General features: G+C 72.5%; 12 protein-coding genes and 1 pseudogene. 5 read left to right on the top strand and 8 right to left on the bottom strand.

Going from position 1 to position 22,736, the window contains the following annotated elements; genetic code table 11:
- Positions 1-103: 103 nt before the first annotated feature.
- Positions 104-1,138: an alpha/beta hydrolase gene (locus ACFV0G_RS04230; RefSeq protein ID WP_380541302.1), complete on the bottom strand. Its 1,035-nt coding sequence runs from the start codon at positions 1,136-1,138 to the stop codon at positions 104-106.
- Between the two features lie 318 nt (positions 1,139-1,456).
- On the opposite strand from ACFV0G_RS04230, the gene ACFV0G_RS04225 reads away from it, so the two are divergent.
- On the top strand, positions 1,457-2,251 hold the full coding sequence (locus tag ACFV0G_RS04225) for an SDR family oxidoreductase (protein WP_380541299.1): 795 nt from the start codon (positions 1,457-1,459) through the stop codon (positions 2,249-2,251).
- A 221-nt stretch (positions 2,252-2,472) separates the two neighbouring features.
- Here the strand turns inward: ACFV0G_RS04225 and ACFV0G_RS04220 are convergent, their stop codons facing one another.
- Both ACFV0G_RS04220 and ACFV0G_RS04215 read right to left on the bottom strand, forming a co-directional pair.
- Positions 2,473-2,694: a hypothetical protein gene (locus ACFV0G_RS04220; RefSeq protein ID WP_380541296.1), complete on the bottom strand. Its 222-nt coding sequence runs from the start codon at positions 2,692-2,694 to the stop codon at positions 2,473-2,475.
- A 112-nt stretch (positions 2,695-2,806) separates the two neighbouring features.
- Complete coding sequence (locus tag ACFV0G_RS04215) at positions 2,807-4,861, bottom strand: carbohydrate binding domain-containing protein (protein ID WP_380541308.1); 2,055 nt, start codon at positions 4,859-4,861, stop codon at positions 2,807-2,809.
- 366 nt (positions 4,862-5,227) lie between these two features.
- On the opposite strand from ACFV0G_RS04215, the gene ACFV0G_RS04210 reads away from it, so the two are divergent.
- Complete coding sequence (locus tag ACFV0G_RS04210; RefSeq protein WP_380541293.1) at positions 5,228-5,737, top strand: SigE family RNA polymerase sigma factor; 510 nt, start codon at positions 5,228-5,230, stop codon at positions 5,735-5,737.
- 38 nt (positions 5,738-5,775) lie between these two features.
- Positions 5,776-6,582, top strand: a complete 807-nt coding sequence (locus ACFV0G_RS04205) for a hypothetical protein (RefSeq protein ID WP_380541290.1) — start codon at positions 5,776-5,778, stop codon at positions 6,580-6,582.
- A gap of 99 nt (positions 6,583-6,681) precedes the next feature.
- Here ACFV0G_RS04205 and ACFV0G_RS04200 read toward each other — a convergent pair whose 3' ends face one another.
- From ACFV0G_RS04200 to pulA, 4 genes and pseudogenes are all read right to left on the bottom strand, one after another.
- Positions 6,682-7,020: a P-II family nitrogen regulator gene (locus ACFV0G_RS04200; RefSeq protein WP_380541287.1), complete on the bottom strand. Its 339-nt coding sequence runs from the start codon at positions 7,018-7,020 to the stop codon at positions 6,682-6,684.
- Positions 7,017-8,333 (bottom strand): ammonium transporter, encoded by a 1,317-nt coding sequence (locus ACFV0G_RS04195; RefSeq protein ID WP_380541284.1) that lies wholly within the window; start codon positions 8,331-8,333, stop codon positions 7,017-7,019. Before ACFV0G_RS04195 ends, ACFV0G_RS04200 begins: the two co-directional genes overlap by 4 nt.
- 269 nt (positions 8,334-8,602) lie before the next feature.
- Positions 8,603-10,926: pseudogene (locus ACFV0G_RS04190) on the bottom strand (M4 family metallopeptidase).
- A 541-nt stretch (positions 10,927-11,467) separates the two neighbouring features.
- Positions 11,468-16,936 carry a pullulanase-type alpha-1,6-glucosidase gene (pulA, locus tag ACFV0G_RS04185; protein WP_380541305.1) on the bottom strand — a complete coding sequence of 1,823 codons (5,469 nt, stop codon included), beginning with the start codon at positions 16,934-16,936 and terminating at the stop codon, positions 11,468-11,470.
- 736 nt (positions 16,937-17,672) lie between these two features.
- Here pulA and ACFV0G_RS04180 point away from each other — a divergent pair.
- Positions 17,673-18,632, top strand: coding sequence for a phosphatase PAP2 family protein (locus ACFV0G_RS04180; RefSeq protein ID WP_380541281.1), 960 nt, complete (start codon positions 17,673-17,675; stop codon positions 18,630-18,632).
- A gap of 18 nt (positions 18,633-18,650) precedes the next feature.
- On the opposite strand, the gene ACFV0G_RS04175 is transcribed toward ACFV0G_RS04180, so the two are convergent.
- Positions 18,651-21,689 (bottom strand): bifunctional [glutamine synthetase] adenylyltransferase/[glutamine synthetase]-adenylyl-L-tyrosine phosphorylase, encoded by a 3,039-nt coding sequence (locus tag ACFV0G_RS04175; protein ID WP_380541278.1) that lies wholly within the window; start codon positions 21,687-21,689, stop codon positions 18,651-18,653.
- A gap of 161 nt (positions 21,690-21,850) precedes the next feature.
- Here ACFV0G_RS04175 and ACFV0G_RS04170 point away from each other — a divergent pair.
- Positions 21,851-22,736 (top strand): hypothetical protein (locus ACFV0G_RS04170; protein WP_380541275.1); only part of this gene is annotated, 886 nt, incomplete at its 3' end.

Here is a 22,736-nt window from a genome sequence, read left to right as displayed (position 1 = left end):
CGGCGGGGCCGCCCGACACCGGGCGGTGGCGCACAACCCCCCGCGGGTCGGGCGGAGCGGGCCCCCGCCGCAGAAGCGCCGGCGGCCGCGCGGTGCCGGTCCGTCAGTCGCCGGACGGCCCGGCCAGGTTGCGGGTGAGCCACTCCAGCGTGGTCGGGATCATCTTCTTGAAGTCGGAGGTGAGGTGCTTGCCGCCGGGCTGCTCGTAGTAGTCGACGGTCAGCGGCGGCGCGGCCTTCTTCACCCACGCCTTGACCAGCCCGGTCTCGTAGGCGTTGGAGCCGCCGGCGGTCGCGAGCATCCGGACGTCCGCCCGGCCCTGGGCGACCAGTTCGCCGGGGCTGTTGGCCAGCCGCTCCTGCTCGTGGCCCTTCCACAGCGGCGAGTCGGGGTTGAAATAGCCGTCGATCGGCACCGCCGCCTTGAAGACGTCGGGGTGTTGCAGGGCGAGCTTCGCGCTGCAGAACGCGCCGGTGGAGGCGCCCATCAGGCCCCAGCCGTCGCGGCCCTTGAGGGTGCGGAAGTTCGCCCGCACGAAGTCGGGGATGTCCTGGGACATCCAGGTGCCGATCTTCGGCTGGCCCGGGATGTCGGAGCACTCCAGGGCCTGCGACTCCCGGGAGTCGAGGTTCTGCACCGGCATGACGAGGATGAACGGGTGGGCCCGGCCCTGCTTGGCGAGATCCGCGTCGATCTTCTGGATCGGCAGCTGGTTGTCCGTCCAGGTGTTGTAGCCGGCGCTCTGGCCGCCCGCGTACAGGGTGAGCACCGGGAAGCCGTAGGTCGCGTACTTGGGGTCGTTGTACTGCGGCGGCAGCCAGACCCAGACCTTGCCGCTGACCCCCGACTTGGCGCCCTTGAGCGTGGTCACCGTGATCGGGCCTGCCTCGGTGTCGCGGACGTGCGAGAAGGCCGCGGCGGGCCCGGCGGGCATCAGCACCCGGCTCGGCTTCGGCGTGGGGCTCGGGGTCGCGGGCGCGGCGGCGGAGCCGGCGGTCGCGGCCGCGTCGTGCGAGCCGGCGGGGGCCGCGGCGGATCCGCAGCCGGTCAGCGCCGCGGCCAGCGCGATCACTGCGGCGCCGGCCCCGAGGGCACGGGTGCGGACGGCGCGGGTGCGGGTGGACTGCTGCGAGGGCACGGTGGGGACTCTCCGACGGCGGGGCGCCCGGCGGGCGCCGGGCGGGCGGCCCCGGGGCGGGGCCGTCCGAGATCCTATGACGCGGACCTGCGGAAACCGGTTGCGACTACCCGGCCAACCGGCTGAACGGCGGGGGAACATCCCCGCCGTCCGGCGGGGTCGGGAGCTTGCGCCGAGCAAGTACCGCGCGCCCGCCCCGCGTGTTGGACGGTCCTACCGGTGACAGGGCCGCCGCCCTCGGCGATCATCGGGGGACGCCCCGCCACCGCCCGAACCCCGCCACCGCCGACGCCAGCACCGCCCCGAGGGAGCACCGCCATGCCGCAGCAGATCGCCGTCGTCACCGGGGCCGGCAGCGGCATCGGCCGGGCCGTGGCCGTGGAGCTCGGCGCGGCCGGGTGGCAGCTGGTGCTGGCCGGGCGGCGGGCCGAGCCGCTGCGCGCCACCGCGCGGGCCGCCGCCGCTTCGGCGGCCGAGGGGACGACGGGTGAGGGGACGACGGGCCGCAGGGCGCCGGCGCCCGTGGTGGTGCCGACCGACGTGACCGACCCGGCCGCGGTGGACGCGCTGTTCGCCGAGACCGCGGAGCGCTTCGGCCGGCTCGACCTGCTCTTCAACAACGCCGGCACCTTCGGCGCGCCCACCCCGGTGGAGGACCTCGCGCCGGCGGACTGGCGGGCCGTGGTCGACCTCAACCTGACCGGCGCGTTCCTCTGCGCGCAGGCCGCGTTCCGGCTGATGAAGGCGCAGGACCCGCAGGGCGGGCGGATCATCAACAACGGCTCGATCTCCGCCCATGCACCGCGCCCGCACTCGATCGCGTACACCGCGACCAAGCACGCCGTCACCGGGCTCACCAAGTCGCTGTCGCTGGACGGCCGCCCGTACCGGATCGCCTGCGGGCAGATCGACATCGGCAACGCGGCCACCGACATGACCGCGGCGATGGAGACCGGTGTGCGGCAGGCGGACGGGCGGATCGCCCCCGAGCCCACCATGGACGTGGCGGACGTGGCCCGCACCGTCCGGCACATGGCGCAGCTGCCGTTGGAGGCGAACGTGCAGTTCGCCACCGTGATGGCGACGGCGATGCCGTACATCGGCCGGGGCTGACCCGCGCCGTCCGGGACGCGGCCGGCGGCGGATGGACGCCCACCCCGGCCCGGCCCCCACGCCGACCCCCAGCCCCACCGCGACCGGCAGCACCCCGCCGCCCGGCGACCGCAACGCCTGCGGCGCGATCGAGGCAGAGTCGTTCGACGGGCAGTCGGGCCCGGTCACCGAGGCCTGCTCCGGGGGCGGCCAGGACGTCGGGATGCGGCGGCGGTGGCCGTTCACTCGTCGTGCGAGTGCCGGTAGTACGGCACCGGTCCGTCCGCGTCCAGCCGGTACACGCTGGTCGTGGGCCAGTACTCGCCCGCCTCGGTGGCGGGCAGGTCGGGGCGGAGGATCATCCGGAGCGCCGGCGGCGGCGCGCCGGGCCGGACACGCTTGAGGTGTCCGTCCCAACGGCCGCCGCAGAGCTCGACATCGAGAACGGTGGGGGCGCTGTTCACCCGACCGATCGTGCCACCGGAGCGGCAAACCGACCTTCAGAGCGCCATCCGACCACCCGATCGGGGGGTTTGGACCGGCTGCCCGTGTCCTCGCCCCCCCGGCCGGCCGCCCTCAGCTGCGCCAGGTGTCGGCGAGGGTGACCTGGCCGCTCGCCGGGACGGTCGCCGTCCGGTTGGCACCGGACTCCCAGGTGACCGTGCCGGCGGCGTCCTTGCGGATGTACTTGTACTCGAACGAGGTGCCGCCGGCCATCGCGACGCTCAGCTTCCAGACCGGGTAGCTCGCCGAGGAGAGCAGCAGGGCCTGCGAGGTGTCCCAGCTGCCGAGGGCCGAGGTGCTGCCGACCACGTAGATGTTCTGGCCGACCACCGTGGTGGCGTTGACCGCGAAGGAGGCGCCGGTGGTGGTGCCGGTGGCCGTGGCGGTCGGGGTGGGCGAGGCGGAGGACGTGGCGCACGGGTCGCCGCTGCCGATCACGCCGTCCTTGACGGTGACATTGCCGGTGCCCAGCGCGTAGTTGGCGCTGTTGTTGTTGTCCCAGGTGCCGGAGCCGTTGTTGAAGGTGGCGGCGAGGCCGGTGGCGGAGCCGAGGTCGGCGGTGTACTTGACCCAGCCGGTGCAGGCCGCGGTCATCGCGACGCCGGGCGCGGTGGTCCAGGTGCCGCCGGTGGGCGCGTAGTGCAGGTAGTACGCCGACCAGTTCTTGTCGGTGGAGTAGAAGACGGTGGCGGTGTTGCTGCCGGTCGGGCTCGCGGTCGCGGTGGGCGAGGCGGTGGCACCCGCGCCGACGTAGAGGGCGACGGCGTCGCCGGCGGCGACGGTGGCGGTGAACTTCCCGTCCGAGCCGACCGTGTACGCGGTGCCGGAGCAGCCGCCGCCGGCCGTCGGGTCGCCGTGCTGCACGTCGCAGTAGGTGCCGGCGGGCAGCGAGGTCTGGAAGGTCTGGGTGATCGGGCCGCTCTCGTGGTTGATCGCGACGTAGCCCTTGCTGCCGCGGCCGAACGCGATCGCGTTGTTGCCGTTGGACCACCAGTTGGTCAGGCCGGTGCCGGAGACCGCGTTGCGGAAGCCGACCATGTTGGCCACCTGGCGCCAGGCGTGGGTGCAGTTCCAGCCGTCCTGGTAGCAGGCGTTGACGGTGCCGCCGTTCGGCGGGCCGTCGTCGTTGTTGGTGAAGGCGTAGCCGGAGTACACGTTGGGCGAACCGTACGGGTAGGCCAGCATGAAGACGTTGGCCAGCGTGTAGCTGTTGCCGTACTTGTAGGTGAGGGTCGAGCCGTTGCGCTCGGTGTCCCAGTTGTCGACGAAGGTGCGGGCCTGGGCGCTCGGGAGCAGGCCGCTGCCCCAGCTCGCCAGGTCGGAGATCCTCCCTCCGTTGAAGGCGCTCTTCAGCCAGGTGCCGGAGCGGAACTCGTCGACGTCGCCGTTGCCGGTGTACTCGGAGGGCTGCACGGCCTCGCCCGCGCCGTAGATGACCTCCTGCACCCAGTAGGCGTTGGGGTTGCTCATCCTGGCCTTGATGGCGGCGAGGTCGGAGGCGGCGATGTGCTTGGCCGCGTCGATCCGGAAGCCGTCCACGCCGAGGGTCAGCAGGTCGCTGAGGTAGTTGGCGATGGTCTGCTGGACGTACGAGGAACCGGTGTCCAGGTCGGCGAGGTTCACCAGCTCGCAGGTCTGCACGTTGGTGCGGTCGCCGTAGTTGCTGATCGCCTGGCGGCAGCCGTGGAAGTCCTGGTCCTGGTAGTAGCCCGGGTAGTTGTACTTGGTGTACTGGGTACCGCCGGTGCCGGTGCCGGAGCCCGCCGTCATGTGGTTGACCACCGAGTCGGCGATCACCTTGACGCCGGCCGCGTGGCAGGTGTTCACCATGGACTGGAAGGACGTGCGGTCGCCGAGGCGGCCGGCGATCTTGTAGCTGACGGGCTGGTAGGAGGTCCACCACTGGGCGCCCTGGATGTGCTCCTGGGGCGGCGAGACCTCGACGAAGCCGTACCCCTTGGGGCCGAGCGTGTCGGTGCACGCCTTGGCCACGGAGTCGAACTTCCACTCGAAGAGGGTGGCGGTGACGTCCTTGCTGCTGGGTGGGGTGGCCTCGGCGGTGGGGGCGACGGTGAGCCCGGCACCGATCGAGAGGGCCAGGGCGGCGGACGCGGTGAGTGCGCCGATCGCGCGGCCGCGGCGGCCGGCGCTGACGGTGGTGACCACGGTGTCTCCTGGGTCTGGGTGGGGGTGAGCCAGGGCCGCCCGCGGTACAGGGGTGGCGGGCGGTGGTGCGGGGTGGGGGCGCGAGGGCGATACGCCGTCGGCGCGGCACCTGCCGTGTCGGTTTCTGCAAGACCATTGAAACTTGCAGGAAACTTTCAACGCGCCGAACTTACGGCGGCCGTGAACGGAGCGTCAAGGGAGCGGAAGGCAACGAATCGGACTCGCCAGTAACATCGGCGAACTCCACTGATACCTCACCGGCGCCACGGCGCATCTAAGAGGGGGACGCCAACCACACCGACAACGCACACACGGGGGAACGACGGAATGCAACGAGCTCTCGACTTCGAGGAGTTCGCGAGCACCCGCACGCGAAGGCTCTTCCATGTGGCCTACCTCATGTGCGGGGACTGGCACCAGGCCCAGGACCTGGTCCAGACGACCCTCGCCAAGATGTTCGCGATATGGCCGCGGCTGCGCCGTCGCGAGGACGAGACCGGCCTGGACGCCTACGCCCGCACCGTGCTGCTGCGCACCTACCTCTCGCACCGCCGCCTGAAGCGCTCCACCGAGGTGGTGCTCGCCGACCTGCCGGACCATCCGCAGCCGGCCGGCCACGGCAGCGACCTGAAGCTGACCCTCACCGCGGCGCTCGGCCAACTCCCGCCCCGGAACCGGGCAGTGGTCGTCCTGCGGTACCTGGAGGACCACAGCATCGAGGCGGTCGCCGACATGATGGGCATCTCCGCCGGCGCGGTGAAGAGCCTCAACACCCGTTCGCTGGCCCGGCTGCGGGAGATCCTCGGCGAGGACCGCGAACTCCTCTTCCGGCTCTGACTCCTCCCCGCCCCTTCACAGCTCCCGGAGCGCGCACCATGGACATCGAAGACGACCTCAGCAGGCTGCTCGGCGCGGGCGCCGACCAGATCCACGTTCCCGTACAGACCATCGTCGCCGAGGCCGCGGCCCGCGGCCGCAGGCTGCGCCGCCGCCGGCGGATCACCCGGGCCGTCGGGGCGGTCGCCGCCGTGGCCCTGCTCACCGGCGGGGTGGCCGCGTTCGGCCCCGGCCGGACCCCGCACACCCAGGCACCCGCGACGAACGCCCCCAGTGGCCCGGCCCCATCCGCCCTCGGCCCGACCGACCCCCCGGTGAACGGCGAGGTCGCCACCACCGGGGCCGGGCTGCTCGGCATCCTCGCCGAGCTGCTGCCCGACTCGACCCGGTTCACCTCGTTCAGCGGCACCGGCCTCCCCGACCGGTCCGCCCTGATGCGGGTCGACGTGGACTTCGGCGACCACCTGCCCAGCACCGTCACCGTGGAACTCAGGAAGGACTGGGCGAAGGACGTCTGCCCGCAGGGCGACAGCCCGCAGGCACGCGACTGCATCAACGTGCCCATCGGAAAGCCCCAGTACCAGGACTCGGTCCCCGGCAGCACGCTCCCCCTGAGCTACCGGGTCCAGGTCAGGCGGGCCGACGGCTCGGCGATCGAGCTGGCCCTCTACAGCGGGCATCTCAACCCCGCCACCAGCGAGAATCCCATCACCCCCACCCGAACGGAGCCGCCGCAGACGCCGGCGTTCTGGGGCGGTGTCGCCAAGTCCCCGCTGTGGAGCCTGCGGATCCCGGTCGACACCGCCAGGGACGGCGCCACCCGGGCCTCCGCCATCCAGGAGTGAGCCGCGGCCCGGGCCCGAGCCGGGTCGGGTCGGGTCGGGTCGGGTCAGGTCGGGAGGCGAGCAGGTGATCAGGCGATCAGGCGATCAGGCGACAGCGGGTCAGACCGCGTCCGGCCCGCGCTCGCCGGTGCGCACCCGGACGATGCCGTCGACCGGCACGCACCAGACCTTGCCGTCGCCGATCTTGCCGGTGCGGGCGGCGGCCACGATGGTGTCCATCACCTCGTCGGCGTCCTCGTCCTCGACGACGACCTCGATCCGCACCTTCGGCACCAGGTCGATCCGGTACTCGGCACCCCGGTAGACCTCGGTGTGGCCGTGCTGGCGCCCGTAGCCGCTCGCCTCGGTGACCGTGAGCCCGTGCACCCCGCGCTCCTGCAGCGCGGTCTTGACCTCGTCGAGCTTGAACGGCTTGACGACGGCGGTGATCAGCTTCATGCGGTGGCGGCCTTGTCGGACGGGTGCGCGAGCACGGTGGCGTGGGCCGTCGTGCCGTGGCCCAGGACGCCGTGATCGTACGCGGTCTCGGCGTGCACGGCGAGGTCGAGTCCGGTCAGTTCGTGCTCGGCCGGGGCCCGGAAGCCCATCACCCGGTCGACCGCCCAGCCGATGCCGTAGGTGGCCGCGAAGGCGTACCCGCCGACGGCGAGGACGGCGACGAGCTGCTTGCCGGCGAGCCCGGGGCCGGCGCCGCTCAGCAGCCCCTCGGGGCCGCCGGTCATCACGGCAGTGGCGAAGACGCCGATCAGCAGGGTGCCGATCACGCCGGCCACGAAGTGGACGCCCACCACGTCCAGCGAGTCGTCGAAGCCGAACCGGAACTTCCAGCTCACCGCGTACGAGCAGACCACGCCGGCGGCCAGGCCGATCACCAGCGCGCCGAACAGCGACACGCTGCCGCAGGACGGGGTGATGGCGACCAGTCCGGCGACCGCGCCGGAGGCCGCGCCGAGCGTGGTGGCGTGGCCGTCGCGGCGCTTCTCCACCAGCAGCCAGCCCAGCAGCCCGGTGCAGCCGGCCGCCTGGGTGTTGAGCAGCACGGCCGCGGCGGTGCCGTTGGCGCCCATCGCCGAGCCCGCGTTGAAGCCGAACCAGCCGAACCAGAGGAGCCCGGCGCCGAGCAGCACCAGGGGCAGGTTGTGCGGCCGCATGGCCTCCTTGCGGAAGCCGATCCGCGGGCCGAGCAGCAGGGCCAGGGCGAGGCCGCTGGCGCCGCAGTTGACCTCGACCACGGTGCCGCCGGCGTAGTCCAGCGCGCCCATCCGGGCGATCCAGCCGCCGGGCGCGAACACCCAGTGCGCGACCGGCACGTACACCAGCAGCGTCCAGACGGCGGTGAACGCCACCCAGGCGCCGAAGCGGGTGCGGTCGGCGACCGCGCCGCTGATGAGCGCCGCCGTGATGATCGCGAAGGTCAGCTGGAAGGTCGCGAAGAGCAGGGTGGGCACGTGGCCGGTCAGGCTGGCCGGGGTGATCCCCGCCATCCCGAGGTGGTCGAGGCCGCCGATCAGGCCCCAGCCGCCCGCGTCCCGGCCGAAGGCGAGCGAGTAGCCGGCCGCCAGCCAGACCACGGTGACCACCGCGATCGACACGAAGCTCATCATGATCATGTTGAGCACGCTCTTGGTGCGGACCATGCCGCCGTAGAACAGCGCCAGGCCGGGAGTCATCAGCAGGACCAGCGCGGTACTGGCCAGCAGCCAGGCGGTGTCGCCGGTGTCGAGCCCGGCCGTGGAGTCAGCGAGGAGCATGCGGAACCTTCCCGTGCGGCGCGCCGCAGGGTGGGGTGGCGCGTCGGTCGGGGAAGTTTTGCCCGGTGGCGTTTCGGCTTGCGGACAGGCGTGTTTCACCGGTGTTTCGTGTTTCGTCTCAGTTACTGAGATCTCACAGGGCCTCCCCTGCCCTGACACGGGCACCCCGCGGGCACGGGACGCGGGTACGGCGGAGGGGCCCGGCGATGCCGGGCCCCTCCGTCGGTGCGCTACCGCTCTACCGCTTCACCGCGTCGGGTGCCGCGGGTTCAGCTGGTCTGGATCGAGGTGTCGTCGATGACGAAGCTCGTCTGGAGCGAGGAGTCCTCGACGCCGTTGAACTTCAGGGTGACCGACTGGCCCGCGTAGGCGGACAGGTCGATCGTCTTCTGGGCGTAGCCGGTGGCGGCGTTGACGTTGGAGTACGAGGCGACCGTGGTGCCGTTGGCGGTCACGGTGAGCTTGTCGTACGCGGTCGAGCCGGTCTCGGCGGTGTCGATGTGCAGCCAGTAGCTGAGGGTGGCCTTGCAGCCGGCCGGGATGGTGACGGTCTGCGAGACGGAGTCGGTGTGGGTGGAGCCGTAGCCGTTCAGCCAGGCCTTCCAGGAGCCGGAGTGCGCGGCCTCGGAGGAGCTGTTGTCGACGACGCCGCTGGTGGTGGTCCAGGGGGCGGCGCTGCCGGTCTCGAAGCCGGCGTTGCCGAGCAGCTGGGCCGGGGTGCAGGTGCCGCCGCCGCGGAGCTGACCGTCCAGGTGAAGCTGGTCGACCCGGTCTTGTTCGCGGCGTCCTTCGCGGTGACCGTCACGTTGTACGTGCCGGCCGCCGTCGCGGCACCGGTGATCTTGCCGCTGGAGGAGATCGACAGACCGGTCGGCAGACCCGTCGCCGAGAACGTCAGCGGAGCGGTGCCACCGGTCGCCGCGATCTGCAGGTTCGCCGTCCCGTTCAGCGCGGTCGTCTGGTTGCCCGGGTTGGTGACGGTGACGCCGCCGGCCGGCAGCGAGCCGACGTTGACCGCGGCCCAGGCGGTGGCGACCGCGTTGTACTCGGCGCTGCTCGCGCCGTACAGGTCGGTCGCCGCGCTGAGGGTGGCGGTGCGCGCCGAGGCGTAGTTGGTGGTGGAGGTCATGTAGACGCTGAGCGCCCGGTACCAGATCTGCGCGGCCTTGTCGCGGCCGATGCCGCTGACCGTGATGCTGTTGGCGGTGGGCGAGTTGTAGCTGACGCCGTTGATGACCTTGGCTCCGCTGCCCTCGGACAGCAGGTAGAAGAAGTGGTTGGCGACGCCGGACGAGTAGTGCACGTCCAGGTTGCCGACACCCGAGTACCAGGAGTCGGCGGAGCTGCCGTCCTTGGAGGGCTTGTCCATGTAACGGAGCGGCGTGCCGTCCCCGTTGATGTTGATCAGCTCGCCGATCAGGTAGTCCGGGTTGTCGGACGGGATGTTGGCGTAGAACTCCACCATCGTGCCCATGATGTCGCTGGTGGCCTCGTTGAGGCCGCCGGACTCGCCCGAGTAGTTCAGGCCGGCGGTGTTGGAGGTGACACCGTGGCTCATCTCGTGTCCCGCGACGTCGAGTTCGGTCAGCGGGTGGGTGTTCCCGGAGCCGTCGCCGTAGGTCATGCAGAAGCAGGTGTCGTCCCAGAACGCGTTCACGTAGTTGCTGCCGTAGTGGACGCGGCTGTAGGCGCCGACACCGTCGTTGCGGATGCCGTTGCGGCCGAAGGTGTTCTTGTAGAAGTCCCAGGTGGCCGCGACGCCGTAGTGGGCGTCGACCGCGGCGGACTCCTTGTTGGAGACCGTGCCGTCGCCCCAGCTGTCGGTGGACTTGGTGAACAGGGTGCCGTTGCCGGACGTCCCGTTGTTCAGGTTGGTGGTGTACATCCCGCCGCGGGTGGTGTCCTTCATCTGGTACGTCGAACCCGACAGCGAGGTGCCGATGGTGACGTTGCCGACGAAGACGCCCTTGCCGGTGCCGGTCTCGACGCCCTCGAACTTCTGGATGACGGCGCCGGTCTTGGCGTCGGTCACCACGTGCATCTTGCTCGGGGTGCCGTCCGACTCCATGCCGGAGACGACGGTCTCCCAGGCCAGGCGCGGGTGGTTGTCGGCGGCCCAGACGACCAGGCGCGGGGCGGTCTCCAGCGCGGCGCCGGACTGCGCGGCGAGGGCGGCGGCCTGGGCCTTGGGTGCGGCGAGCGCCGGGGTGGTGCTCAGGCCGTTCAGCGAGGCGGTGCTGGCCCGGTCCACGCCCTTGGTGACGCCGGCGGCGCTCTGGTGCACCACGAGGTCGCCGCCGAGCACCGGCAGGCCGCCGTAGGTGCGCTCGTAGCGGTAGTGCTTGGCGCCGTTGGCGTCCTGGACGACGTCCTTGACGACGAGCTGCTCCTGGCTGCCGAGGCCGAGCGACTGCGCCAGGGCGGCGCTCTTCTGGCCGGCGTCGGAGATCAGCTGGGCGCGGCTGGAGACGGCCTGGGCGCCCGCGGAGGGGGCGCTGGGGGCGGCCTGCGCCACCACGGGGAAACCGGTGACCAGCAGCGCGGTGGTGGCCGCCAGCGCGGCCATGCTCACCCGGGCAGGGGTGCGGGACATGCGGACTCCTTTTCCGACCGGCCGCGGGGTCACGGACGGTGGAGAGAACCTGGGCCGCGGGGTTGCGGCGCAGCGGGGGCCCGGCCGCCGGTGCGCGGCGCGGGTGCGGTGCAATCAGGTGCGGTGGAATCAGGTGCGATGGAATCAGATGCACGGCAGGGGTCGGCCGGTGGCGCTGAGCCTTGCTGGATCAGCCGCACCGGGGGTGGGGGACCATCCCGCCTGCAGCCGGAGGGAATCGTGGCGCAAACGGCGGGTGAATGACAGATGCATGCCACCAGATGGCCAACAAACGCCAATGCCCGCGCAAAGCTGACGGTAAGTCGCCTTGATCGCCACGGCGCACCCCCGCCGCCCCCCGGCCGCTCCCGCCCCGGCACCCACCCCGCCCCTACCGGCCGCGGACCCGGGCGGCTCGGTGCACGAACGGCTCCCCCACGGGTGCGGATGCCGCACCTTCCGGCCGGATGCCATCGGTTTTCGGCCAACGCCGAAGGGGCCCCGCGCGGACGCGGAGCCCCTTCTTCCTACGGACGATTCGTCAGTTCTGGACGAACACCGCCACGGTGCGGGCCGGCACGGTGAAGGTGCCGGAGGCCGCGTCGAAGGCGGACTGCTTGACCACCGGGTCGGCACCGGCGGCCTGCACCGGGTGCAGCGCCTGGCGGGTGCCGGCGAGTGCGTCGACCGCCTGCCGCTGCTCGGTGGGCGTGGCGTTGAACACCACGGTGAGGCCCTTCTCGGCGCCCGGGAGGCCGGTGCCGTCCAGGTGCAGCACGATCACGCCGGGGGTCTCGGCGGCCGTCCCGGAGAGCGGGAAGGACAGCCGCTTCTGCACCTCCGCGGTGCTCGCCAGGGCGAACAGCGGCGAGGACTGCCGGATCCGCAGGAACTGCTGGTACATCGAGGTGGTGGCGTGCTCGTCGTTGCAGCCGACGGTCAGCTTCGGGTTGTCCAGCAGAGCCTTGGCGGCCGGCCACATCGACTGGTTGTCGGCCGCCATCGGCAGGCCGCGGCCCCAGCCGTTGCCCTGGGTGCAGTCCCAGTGGATGGAGTTGAACCAGTCGCCGGAGTCGAAGGAGTTGGCGTCCAGCGACTTGGAGCGCAGCAGGTCACTGCCGGCCACGGCGAAGCCCGGGCCCTGGCTGAACGCGGTGAGCGACAGCCCGAGGGCCTGCATCCGGGCCCGGTCGGCGGGCGCGGTGCCGGACGGCAGCTTGTAGGCGAGCGCGTCGAACAGGTCGGCGTTGTCGTGGGCGTCCACGTACTCGACCGCCTCGCCGGGCTGGGCGGCGTAGCCGGTGGGCGAGCCGTTGTAGTCGACCCCCTTGCCGGTGACGGCCTTTCCGCTGCTGTCGGTGAAGGCGTAGCCGGCCAGGTTGCCGGTCAGGCCGACCTTGACCTGGTCCATCTGGTGCAGCAGCCGGGCCTTCTGCTCGGCCTGGGTGCCGTTGTCCGCCGAGCCGTTCGGGTCGGTGAACAGGCCGGAGGCGAAGCCCTGCTGGGGCGCCGAGGAGAGCATGAAGTTGCCGCCGCGGGCGGCGTCGCGGATCCGGTCGTTGAAGGTGGCGATCCCGGTGCCGGCCATGTTGGTCTGGGTGGCCTGGACGAACCGGGCGTCGTTGGCGACGACGCCGAAGTTCCAGCCCTCGCCGTACAGGAAGATGTTCTTCCCGTCGACGCCGTCGCGCTGCTTCGTCAGGCCGCGCAGCGCGGACTGCACGTCCAGCATGGTCGACTTGGGGTCGATGCCCATCAGGTCGAAGCGGAAGCCGTCGACGCGGTACTGCCGGGCCCAGGTGACGACCGAGTCCACGACCAGCTTGTTCATCATGGCGTGCTCGGGCGCGGTGTCCGCGCAGCAGCTGTCCGTGGTGACCTTGCCGGTGTCGGAGAGCCGCTGGTAGTAGCCGGGGACGACCTTGTCGAGCACCGACTTGTCGTCCTGCCCGGCGGCCGCGGTGTGGTTGTAGACCACGTCGAGGACGACCCGCAGGCCGGCGTCGTGCATCGCCTGGACCATCTCGCGGAACTGCACGGTGCGGGCGGTGCCGTTCGGGTCGGTGGCGTACGAGCCCTCCGGCACCGTGTAGTGCAGCGGGTCGTAGCCCCAGTTGAAGGCGTCGTCGGCCTGGACGGCGGCCACGCACGCCTGCTGCTGGTCGCTGTCGGCGGCGAGCGAGGCGAGGTCGCAGGCGGGCAGCTTCTGGTCGGCGCGGTTCTCCCGGATGGTGGCGATGTCGAAGGTCGGCAGCAGGTGGATGGTGGTGACGCCGGCCTTGGCGAGGTCGCGCAGGTGCTGCATGCCGGCCGACTTCGACTGCGTGAAGGCCAGGTAGGTGCCGCGCTCGTCGGCCGGCACGGTGGTGTCGGCGCTGGAGAAGTCGCGGACGTGCAGCTCCTGGATCTGCTGCTTGGCGGCCGGGATGGCGGCCGGGTTGCTGTGCCGGTCCCAGCCCTTGGGCTTGGTCTCCTTGGCGGACAGGTCCGCGACCAGGCTCCGCTTCGAGTCGGTGGAGAGCGCGACCGAGTACGGGTCGGTGACCGTGTTGACGACGCTCTGCTGGACGCTCGGCGCCCAGACCTTCACCTGGTAGAGGTAGTACTTCCCGTCCAGGTCGTCGTGGCTGCGGGTGAGCGACCAGATGCCGGTGGCGTCGTCGCGCTTGAGCGGCACGGTCCTCGGGGTGCCGCCGGTCGCCTTGTCGAAGAGCTGAACGGAGACCTCGGTGGCGGTCGGTGCCCACAGCGACAGGGTGACCCTGCGGTGGTCGTCGCCGAACCAGCCGTCGTCCTTGCGGCCGCTGTAGACGGGGCCGAGCTGGGCCCCCGCGGCCTTCGCCGCGTACAGGTCGTCGAGCACGCCGGGGATCTGCACGCCGGTCGCGGCGAGCGCGGCGCCGCTGGGCAGGTGCTCGGTGAAGATCACCTGGCTGCGCAGGGCCTGGGTGATCCGGCCCGCGTCGCGGCCGTCGACGGTGAAGGCGCGGTAGCCGGCGAGGTTCGGGAACTTCGCCTTCTGCGCGTCGGTCAGGGTGCCGGGGTTGAGCCGGATCCACTGGCCGGGCTTGTTCAGCACGCCCTTGTCGGCGGTGATGCCGCCGGCCGGGTCGTAGATCAGCGAGGCGCTGGTGCCGCCGTTCAGCGCGGCGTCGGCGGCGCCGTAGGTGGCCGGCACGACGACCGTCTTCGCGTCGATCCACTGGGCGCGGGCGGAGGTGAGGTCGACCTGGGAGGAGGCGCCGGAGGCCTGCGGCAGCAGGTAGCCCTCCTGACCGCCGAGGACCCAGATCTCCCGGCCGCTGGTGGCGAAGTTCAGCGACTGGTCCTGCGGGAGGTCCTTGTCGTTGCCGTTGTGGATGATGTAGCTGAGGCTGGTCGCGCCCGCGGCGAGCGGCACCTCGAAGACCGCGCCGTACGCGTCCTTGCGGACGGGCATCAGCGGGCTGCCCCAGTCGGTGGGGGTGGCGGCGCCCGTCCAGTCGTGCAGGCCCCAGCCGTCGTAGTTGCCGTCGGCGCGGTGGTAGTGGATGACCGCGACGCCGTCCTTCACCGGGACCGCCGGGTCCGGGTCGGTGGTGCGGACGGTGGCGTCACCCTCCTTGATCCACACCGCGCCGGAGGCGGAGACGTCGATGTGGCGGTCGGACTCGACGTCCTTGGTGCCGTTGTTCTCCACCACGAAGCCGACGTCGGACGCGCCCGGCTTCAGCTTCACGTAGGCGAACGCGCCGAACGCGTCGCGGCCGACGAAGCCGTGCCCGGCCGGCCAGGTGGTGGACTCGCCGTCGGCGATGTCGCCCCAGGTGTAGAGGTTCCAGCCGTCGTAGTTCCCGTCCTTGCGCTGGTAGTGCACGATCGCGTACGGGCGGGTGGTGGCGCTGGGCGCCTGCTGCGGCACGGGGGCACCGGTGGTGAAGGAGCCGGTGGTCGAGGCGAGCCGGCCGGCCGCGTCCTGGACGACCGCCTTGTAGCGCACGACGGTGCCGGGCGCGACGGAGCCCAGGTCCTGGGTGACCTTGTACGAGCCGTTGTCGGCGGTGCCGAGCACCTGCCACGGGCCGTTGCCGACCTGCGCGGCGAAGCTGACCCGGTTGAAGCCGCCGCCGGGCACGCCCGCGCCGACGGTGACGGTGCCGGTGGAGCCGTCGGCCGGCGCCTGCAGGGTGATCTGCGGGGCCGCGACGGGCTTGGCCAGCCTGCCGGCGGCCTTGTAGACCACGGAGGACATCGGCGGCACGGTGACGGTGAGCTTCTTGTCCGCGCCGGTGACGGCCTTGGCGCCGGCCGACGGGTACAGCTGCTTGAAGCCCATGCCGGCGGAGAAGGTGTCCAGCGCGACCGTCTTGGCCTCGGCGGAGTTGTTCACCGCGACGACGTACTCGACCTGCTGCTCGGCGCCGATCCGGGAGAACGCGTACACGCCGGGCCCGTCGGCGGCGTAGCGCTCGATCTGGGCGCCGTCCGCCAGCGCCGGGTTGTCCTTGCGCAGCTGGGCCAGGCCGGAGATCCCCCGGTAGAGCGACCCGCTCTCGCCGTACCGGTCGGCGGAGCCCTTGCTGCCGCCGATCACGTTGTCGGCGTTGTACGAGGCGGTCTTCGACGCGAACATGTCCTGGCGGGCGTCCTTGTCGCCGCCTGCGCCGGTGAAACCCTGCTCGTCGCCGTAGTAGACGACCGGCTGGCCGCGGGTGAGGAACTGCAGCTCGTTGGCGAGCCGGTCCTTGGCGAGCAGCACGTCCTGGCCCGCACCCGGGTTGTCGCTCTGCAGGAAGCTGCCGAAGCGGCCCATGTCGTGGTTGCCGAGGAAGGTCGGCAGCTCGTAGGCGTCGGTGTCGGCGCTGGTGTAGCGGTAGTCCTGGCCGTACACGTCGGAGAGCGACTTCGCGGAGCCGCCCTGCGAGACGAAGCGGCGGGCCGCGTCCTGGAAGGCGAAGTCGAGCGTCGCCTGGAGCTTGCCCTTGGTGACGTACGGCGAGGTGACCGCGGTGTCGGCGGAGTAGACCTCGCCGAACATGAAGAAGTTCTTGTTGCCCTGCTGCGCCGCGTACTGCTTGAGCGCGGGGGCCCACTGCTGCCAGAAGGCCATGTTGACGTGCTTGACGGTGTCGATCCGGAAGCCGTCGACGCCGGTCTCGCGGACCCACTGCTCGTAGACCTTCTTGAAGCCCTCGACGACCTTGGGGTTCTGGGTGTCCAGGTCGTCCAGGCCGGAGAAGTCGCCCTCGGTGGCGGACTCGCCGACGAAGGTCGAGTTGCCGCGGTTGTGGTAGAGCGACGGGTCGTTCAGCCAGGAGGGGGTCTTGGCGTTCGCGTCGGCGGGGGTGCGCAGCACCGGGCTGTAGGGGAAGGAGTCCTTGGTGATCTGCGGCCAGGCGGCGCGGGCGTCCGCGACGGCGGTCTCGTCGACCGGGCGGCCGTCGGCGTCCAGGGTCGGGTAGGCGCCCTCGGAGCGGTAGTCGTAGCTCTGCTGGGCGTAGTCGATGACGTCGGCGGTGTGGTTGGTGATGACGTCGAAGAAGACCTTGATGCCCTTGGCGTGCGCCTTGCGGATCAGCTCCTTGAGCTGGGCGTTGGTGCCGAAGTGCGGGTCGACCTGGGTGAAGTCGGTGATCCAGTAGCCGTGGTAGCCGGCGGAGGCGTCCGCGCCGGTGCCCTGGACGGGCTTGTTCTTGAAGATCGGCGCCATCCAGATCGCGGTGGTGCCGAGGTCCTGGATGTAGTCCAGCTTGTCGATCAGGCCCTGCAGGTCGCCACCGTGGTAGAAGCCCTTGTCGCTCGGGTCGAACCCGTTGTCGAGCCGGCCGCCCGTGATGCCGCCGGTGTCGTTGCCGGTGTTTCCGTTGGCGAACCGGTCGGGAAGGACGAAGTAGAACTGCTCCTTGGTGAGGTCGTGGCGGCCGGCGGTGGCGGCGAGCGCGGCGTCCGAGGGCGGGGAGGGCGGCTGCGCGGCGGCTGCGGCGAGCGGCGCCGAGCCCAGTGTCGCGGAGATCAGCGAGGCCGCGAGCATGACGGCTGCTCTACGGGGTCTGCGGTAGGGGGTGGTGCTCCGTCGACGGGGCTGGACGTCTGCCACAGCGGGCTCCCTTGGGGCGGCTCGTCGTCATTGAGGTGGCCCGGACGCTAGCGCGCTGAAAGATGTTTCAGCAAGATGCTGAAATTGTTGCAACAAATGTCTTGACCGAACTGTTGCGAAGGCAGCAGAGTCATGAACGTGCCCGGCGTCCGCCGGACTCGGGGCACGCGCACGGGCCCGCCGGCGGGCGGGCAGCGCGCGCAGGGGATGGTCGCCCGTCGGGACCGGAGAAGATCCGACCTGACAGCCCGGCGGGCCGCCTTCTCTGCAACTCCTCGTTCGCCTCCGGGCGCTCCTGATCCGCCGCCGACGTTCTCCCCCGGCCCGACGGCCGGGAGGTGCCCCCACGCCCCGTCGCTCCTTCGTCGCTCTCGCGCTCGTCGCTCTCGGCGGCGGCGCGCCCTTCGGCTCGCGAGGGGACGGGTGGGCCGGGGGCTGCCGACTTCCCGCCGGCGACGCTCCGGCCTCCCGCTCCGGCCTCCTACCGCGGCCGCCTTCCCGATACCGGGCCGCCACCCCGGGTCGACCCCCGTGATGCGCACACGCAACAATGGAGAACATGTGTCCCCCCAGGCTCACTCCCCCTCCACCCTCAGGGGGACAGCCGGTGAAGAATCCCCGACCACAGGATGATCGGGCGGTCACGGGACGTCTGGCAGACTTCTCGTCCATGGGGGAACCGACCGAGATGCAGGCAGTCGGCGCCGAGCGCGCCGCCGAAGCGACGCGTACAGGTTCCGTACCGGCCGATCCCGCCCACGACGGGCCGATGCCGGACGGGGCCACCAGCGTCGCCCGGACGCGTACGGCGGCCCTGCGCAGCAGGATCCGCTCCCAGCGCCGCCGCCCGGCCCGCCCCAAGCTGTTCTTCGAGCTCGCCCTGATCGGCATCAGCTACTGGATCTACTCGATCATCCGCAACGCGGTGCCCGAGCAGGCCTCGGTGGCGCTGCGCCACGCCGACTGGGTGTGGAGCTTCGAGCGTGCCCTGGGCGTGGGCATAGAGCGGGCGGTCAACCACACCGTCGACCGGGCCGAGTGGTTGATCGTCGGTATGAACTACTACTACGCGACGCTGCACTTCATCGTGACGATCGGCGTCCTGGTCTGGCTCTACCGCCGCCATCCGGGCCGCTACGCGGCCGCCCGCACCGTCCTGTTCGTCACCACGGCGATCGCCCTGGTCGGCTTCTACTGCTTCCCGCTGGCACCGCCCCGGCTGATGGGCAAGGGCTTCGTCGACACGGTCGCCGTGCACGGCACCTGGGGCTCGATGGCCTCCGGCCCGGCCGCGCACGTCTCCAACCAGTACGCGGCGATGCCGTCGATGCACATCGGCTGGTCGCTCTGGTGCGGCCTGACGATCTTCTTCCTGGCCCGCCGGACATGGGTGCGGGTGCTCGGCCTGCTCTATCCGGTGGCCACCCTCACCGTGATCATCTCCACCGCGAACCACTTCTGGATGGACGCGGTGGGCGGCATGGTCTGCCTCGCCGTCGGCTTCGCGGCCGCCCGGTTGCTCTACCACGTCTGGGTCTACCAGCTGCCCAGGGTGCCGGGCGGGCCCGTGGCGGCCCCGGTCACCGTGCCGGTGCAGTGGACCACCCCGGTGGGCGCCGGCCGCCGGTAGCCCGGCGCGGGCCACGGCTCACGGGCCGTAGAACAGCCGCTCCACCACCGCCCGGGCCCGCCGGGTGGTCCGCCGGTAGTCGTCCACCAGCTCCCCGCTGTGCCCGGCACCGTAGCCCAGGTAGCGCGCCACCCCGGCCAGCTCCCGGGCGTCCGCCGGGAAGCTGTCGCCCGGCCGGCCGCGCACCAGCATCACCGCGCTGCGCACCCGCGAGGCGAGCACCCAGGCGGCGTCCAGCACCGCGGCGTCCGGCTCGGAGATCAGCCCGGCGCGGGCGGCCTCGGCCAGCGCCGCCCTCGTCCGGGTGGTGCGCAGCCCCGGCAGCTCGTGGCCGTGCTGGAGCTGGAGCAGCTGGACGACCCACTCGACGTCCGCCAGGCCGCCCCGGCCGATCTTGGTGTGGGTGGTCGGGTCGGCCCCGCGCGGCAGCCGTTCCGACTCGATCCGCGCCTTGATCCGCCGGATCTCCGTCAGGTCGCGCTCGGGCACCCCGGAGCCCGGGTAGCGCAGCGGGTCGATCAGTGCCCGGAACCGCTCCCCCAGCCCGGCGTCGCCGGCCACCGGCTCGGCCCGCAGCAGCGCCTGGCTCTCCCAGACGTGCGACCAGCGTCGGTAGTAGGCCGCGTACGAGCCGAGGGTGCGCACCAGCGGGCCGTTGCGGCCCTCGGGGCGCAGATCCGCGTCGACCAGCAGCGGCGGCTCGGTGGAGGGCGCGGCGAGCAGGGTGCGCAGCTCGTGGCAGACCGCGTGGGCCGCCCGGGCGGCGTCCTCGTCCAGTGCTTCCAGCAGGGGTTCGTGGACGAGCAGGACGTCGGCGTCGGAGCCGTAGCCGAGCTCGTGGCCGCCGAACCGGCCCATGGCGATGATCGCGATCCGGGTGGGCAGTTCGCCGTTGCGGGCCTCCCAGCCCAGGATGCAGGCGCGCAGGGCGCCCTGGAGGGTGGCGGCGTTGAGCGCCGTGAGCGCCTCGCCCGCGGTGTCGATCGCCTCGCCCGGGTCGGTGCCGAACCGGCCGAGCACGTCGGCGGCGGCGGTCCGGAAGAGCTCCCGGCGGCGGACGGAGCGGGCCGCGGCGACACCGGCGTGGGCGTCCCGGGCGCGGCCGACGGCGGCCAGGATCTCCTGTTCCAGGGCGGCCCGCCCGCGCGGGTCGAGGCCCTGCGGGTCGCCGAGCATGGCGACCGCCTCGGGGGCGCGCAGCAGCAGGTCGGGGGCGAGTCGGCCGGCCGACAGGACCCGGGCGAGCTGTTCGGCTGCGGCGCCCTCGTCGCGCAGCAGCCGCAGGTACCAGGGGGTGCGGCCGAGGGCGTCGGAGACCTGCCGGAAGTTGAGCAGTCCGGCGTCCGGGTCCGCGGAGTCGGCGAACCAGCCGAGCAGCACCGGCAGCAGGGTGCGCTGGATGGCGGCCTTGCGGCTGACGCCGGAGGCGAGCGCGGACAGGTGGCGCAGGGCGGCGGCCGGGTCGGCGTAGCCGAGCGCCTCCAGCCGGGCCCTGGCGCCCGCGGGGGTCAGGCCGGGGGCGCCGAGGCCGGCCGCGCCGGCCGGCAGTTCGGCGACGGCGTCCAGCAGCGGGCGGTAGAACAGCCGCTCGTGCAGGCGGCGGACCTCCACCGCGTGCCGCTTCCACTCGCGTTCCAGGGCGGCGACCGGGTCCGCCCGGGTGTCGTCGTTGATCCGCACGGAGAGCGAGCGGGCGAGCCGGCGCAGGTCGGCCTGGCCGGTCGGCACCAGGTGGGTGCGGCGCAGCCGGTGCAGCTGGATGCGGTGCTCCAGCGAGCGCAGGAAGCGGTAGGCGGTGTCGAGCGAGGCGGCGTCGGCCCGGCCGACGTAGCCGCCGTCGCTGAGCGCGGCCAGGGCCTGCAGGGTGTTGCCGCTGCGCAGGGCGGGGTCGGTGCGGCCGTGCACCAGCTGGAGCAGCTGGACGGCGAACTCGACGTCGCGCAGGCCGCCGGGGCCGAGTTTGAGCTGCCGGTCGAGCTCGGTCGCGGGGATCGCGTCGACCACGCGGCGGCGCATCTGCTGCACGTCGGTGACGAAGTTGTCGCGGGCCGCGGCCTGCCAGACCAGCGGGGAGATCGCGGCGAGGTACTGGACGCCGAGCTCGCCGTCGCCGGCCACCGGGCGGGCCTTGAGAAGCGCCTGGAACTCCCAGGTCTTGGCCCAGCGCTGGTAGTAGGCGAGGTGGCTGGCGAGGGTGCGCACCAGTGGCCCGTTGCGGCCCTCGGGGCGCAGGTTGGCGTCGACCGGCCAGATGACGCCCTCGCCGGTGGTGTCGGAGCACAGCCGCATCATCCGGGCGGCGAGCCGGGTGGCGGCCTGGACGGCGCGGTGCTCCTCGACGCCCTCGGCCGGCTCGGCGACGAAGATCACGTCGACGTCGGAGACGTAGTTGAGCTCGCGGCCGCCGCACTTGCCCATGCCGATCACGGCGAGCCGGCAGGCCGCGGCGGTGTCCGGGTCCTCGTCGGCCGCGATGTCGAGGGCGGTCTGCAGGGTGGCGCCGGCCAGGTCGGCGAGTTCGGCGGCGGTCTGCGCCAGGTCCGTGGTGCCGGTGAGGTCGCGGGCGGCGATGGCGAGCAGGCAGCGGCGGTAGGCGGCCCGCAGGGCGTCCGCGCGGCCGGCCGGTTCGACGCCCCGGAGCCGCTCGGCGAGGGCGCGCTGGAAGTCGATCGCGCCGGGGTGCATGTCGCGGACGTCGAAGGTGACCAGTGCGTGCCAGTCCGCGGGGTGGCGGGCGAGGTGGTCACCGAGCGCGGCGGAGGCGCCGAGCACTCCGAGCAGCCGGTCGCGCAGCGGCTTGGAGGTGGTGACGGTGTCGCGCAGGGTGTGCCGCTCGGGCTCGTCCAGCGCCTCCAGCAGCCGGGTCAGGCCGAGCAGGGCGAGGTCGGGGTCGGCGGTGGCGCCGAGCGCGTCGAGCAGCACCGGGTCGCCGGCCAGCCCGGTGAGGGCCGGTTCGGCGAGCCGCTTGACCGCCGCGTCCGGGTCCGAGAACCCGCGCCGCACCAGTCGGATCTCCAGACGGCTGGTCCGGCCGCCGGCCCGCTCCTCCACCGACATCGCCCCTCCGCTACGGCGTTGCGTGCACCCGAACGTGCAGACGTTACGAGCCTACGGGCCCGGCCGGGCGATGGCCCGCACGGCCCTCACCCGGGTGAAGAAGGAGGGCCGCGGCCCCATGGTGGGAGCACGGGGGGAGCCCCCGTGATCGGAGAGACCCGATGTTCGTTCGCCTGCTCGCCGCCGCCGCGCTGCTGTGCCCCCTGGCGGCGGCGCCCGCGGCCGCGGCCGACCACCGCTCGGCCACCGTCCTGGACGAGACCTTCCGCCGGCTGGACGTCGGACCGGGCCGCGCCTGGGGCTGGCAGAGCGCCGCGTACGCGCAGTGCTCCGCCAACCCCGACCACTGGAAGCTCGACCGGCTCACCACCGCGGCCCTCAGTACCGCCCGCGGGCACCTGACCATGACCGCCTCGCCGCGGGCGGACGGGCAGTGGAACACCGGGCTGCTGACCACCGGGGACTCCTGCGACTCGGGCGGCAGCGGCATACAGATCCGCACCGGCGGGCTGCTGCTCGCGCACGTCCGGCTGCCCGCCGAGGGGACGGGCACCTGGCCCGGGCTGTGGACCTGGCGGGACGGGCACAACGAGATGGACGTCTTCGAATGGCACGCCGACGTGCCGGGCACCATCGAGTTCGCCAACCACGTCCTGCCGCCGGGGTCGGGCGCGCTCTACTCCGGCCCGGAGATCGGCGCGGGCCGCTGGCTCTGGGTGGGCGCCCGGTTCGGCGCCGACAGCGTCGCCTGGTACCTGGGCACCGACCTGGACCATCTGTTCTGCGCGTACGCGGACGGCCTGGGGGTGGGCGAGGACTTCGCCGCCTACCCGATCATCAACCTCTCGGTGGACGACGGGAACTTCCACGCGCCGCCGCGGGACGGCCGTCCGGCCACCCTGGAGGTCGACCGGCTGACCGTCGAGCAGCCCGCACCGGACTGGCTGCCGGGGGGGCGGCGCCGGGGGGCGCGGGCCCCGCGCACGCAGACACCCGCGCCCCCCCCCCCCCGGCGCGCCCCCGCCCCCCCCCCCCCCCCCGCCACAC

It is taken from the genome of Kitasatospora sp. NPDC059571 (assembly GCF_042735675.1).
GTDB lineage: Bacteria > Actinomycetota > Actinomycetes > Streptomycetales > Streptomycetaceae > Kitasatospora.
Note: the sequence above shows the minus strand (reverse complement) of the source record. Positions and strands in the feature narration are given on the sequence as shown.

Coding starts and splice junctions, on each gene's coding strand:
- ACFV0G_RS04225 (WP_380541299.1), top strand. CDS start 1,457: ATGCCGCAGCAGATCGCCGTCGTCACCGGGGCCGGCAGCGGCATCGGC.
- ACFV0G_RS04210 (WP_380541293.1), top strand. CDS start 5,228: ATGCAACGAGCTCTCGACTTCGAGGAGTTCGCGAGCACCCGCACGCGA.
- ACFV0G_RS04205 (WP_380541290.1), top strand. CDS start 5,776: ATGGACATCGAAGACGACCTCAGCAGGCTGCTCGGCGCGGGCGCCGAC.
- ACFV0G_RS04200 (WP_380541287.1), bottom strand. CDS start 7,020: ATGAAGCTGATCACCGCCGTCGTCAAGCCGTTCAAGCTCGACGAGGTC.
- ACFV0G_RS04195 (WP_380541284.1), bottom strand. CDS start 8,333: ATGCTCCTCGCTGACTCCACGGCCGGGCTCGACACCGGCGACACCGCC.
- pulA (WP_380541305.1), bottom strand. CDS start 16,936: ATGCTCGCGGCCTCGCTGATCTCCGCGACACTGGGCTCGGCGCCGCTC.
- ACFV0G_RS04180 (WP_380541281.1), top strand. CDS start 17,673: ATGGGGGAACCGACCGAGATGCAGGCAGTCGGCGCCGAGCGCGCCGCC.
- ACFV0G_RS04175 (WP_380541278.1), bottom strand. CDS start 21,689: ATGTCGGTGGAGGAGCGGGCCGGCGGCCGGACCAGCCGTCTGGAGATC.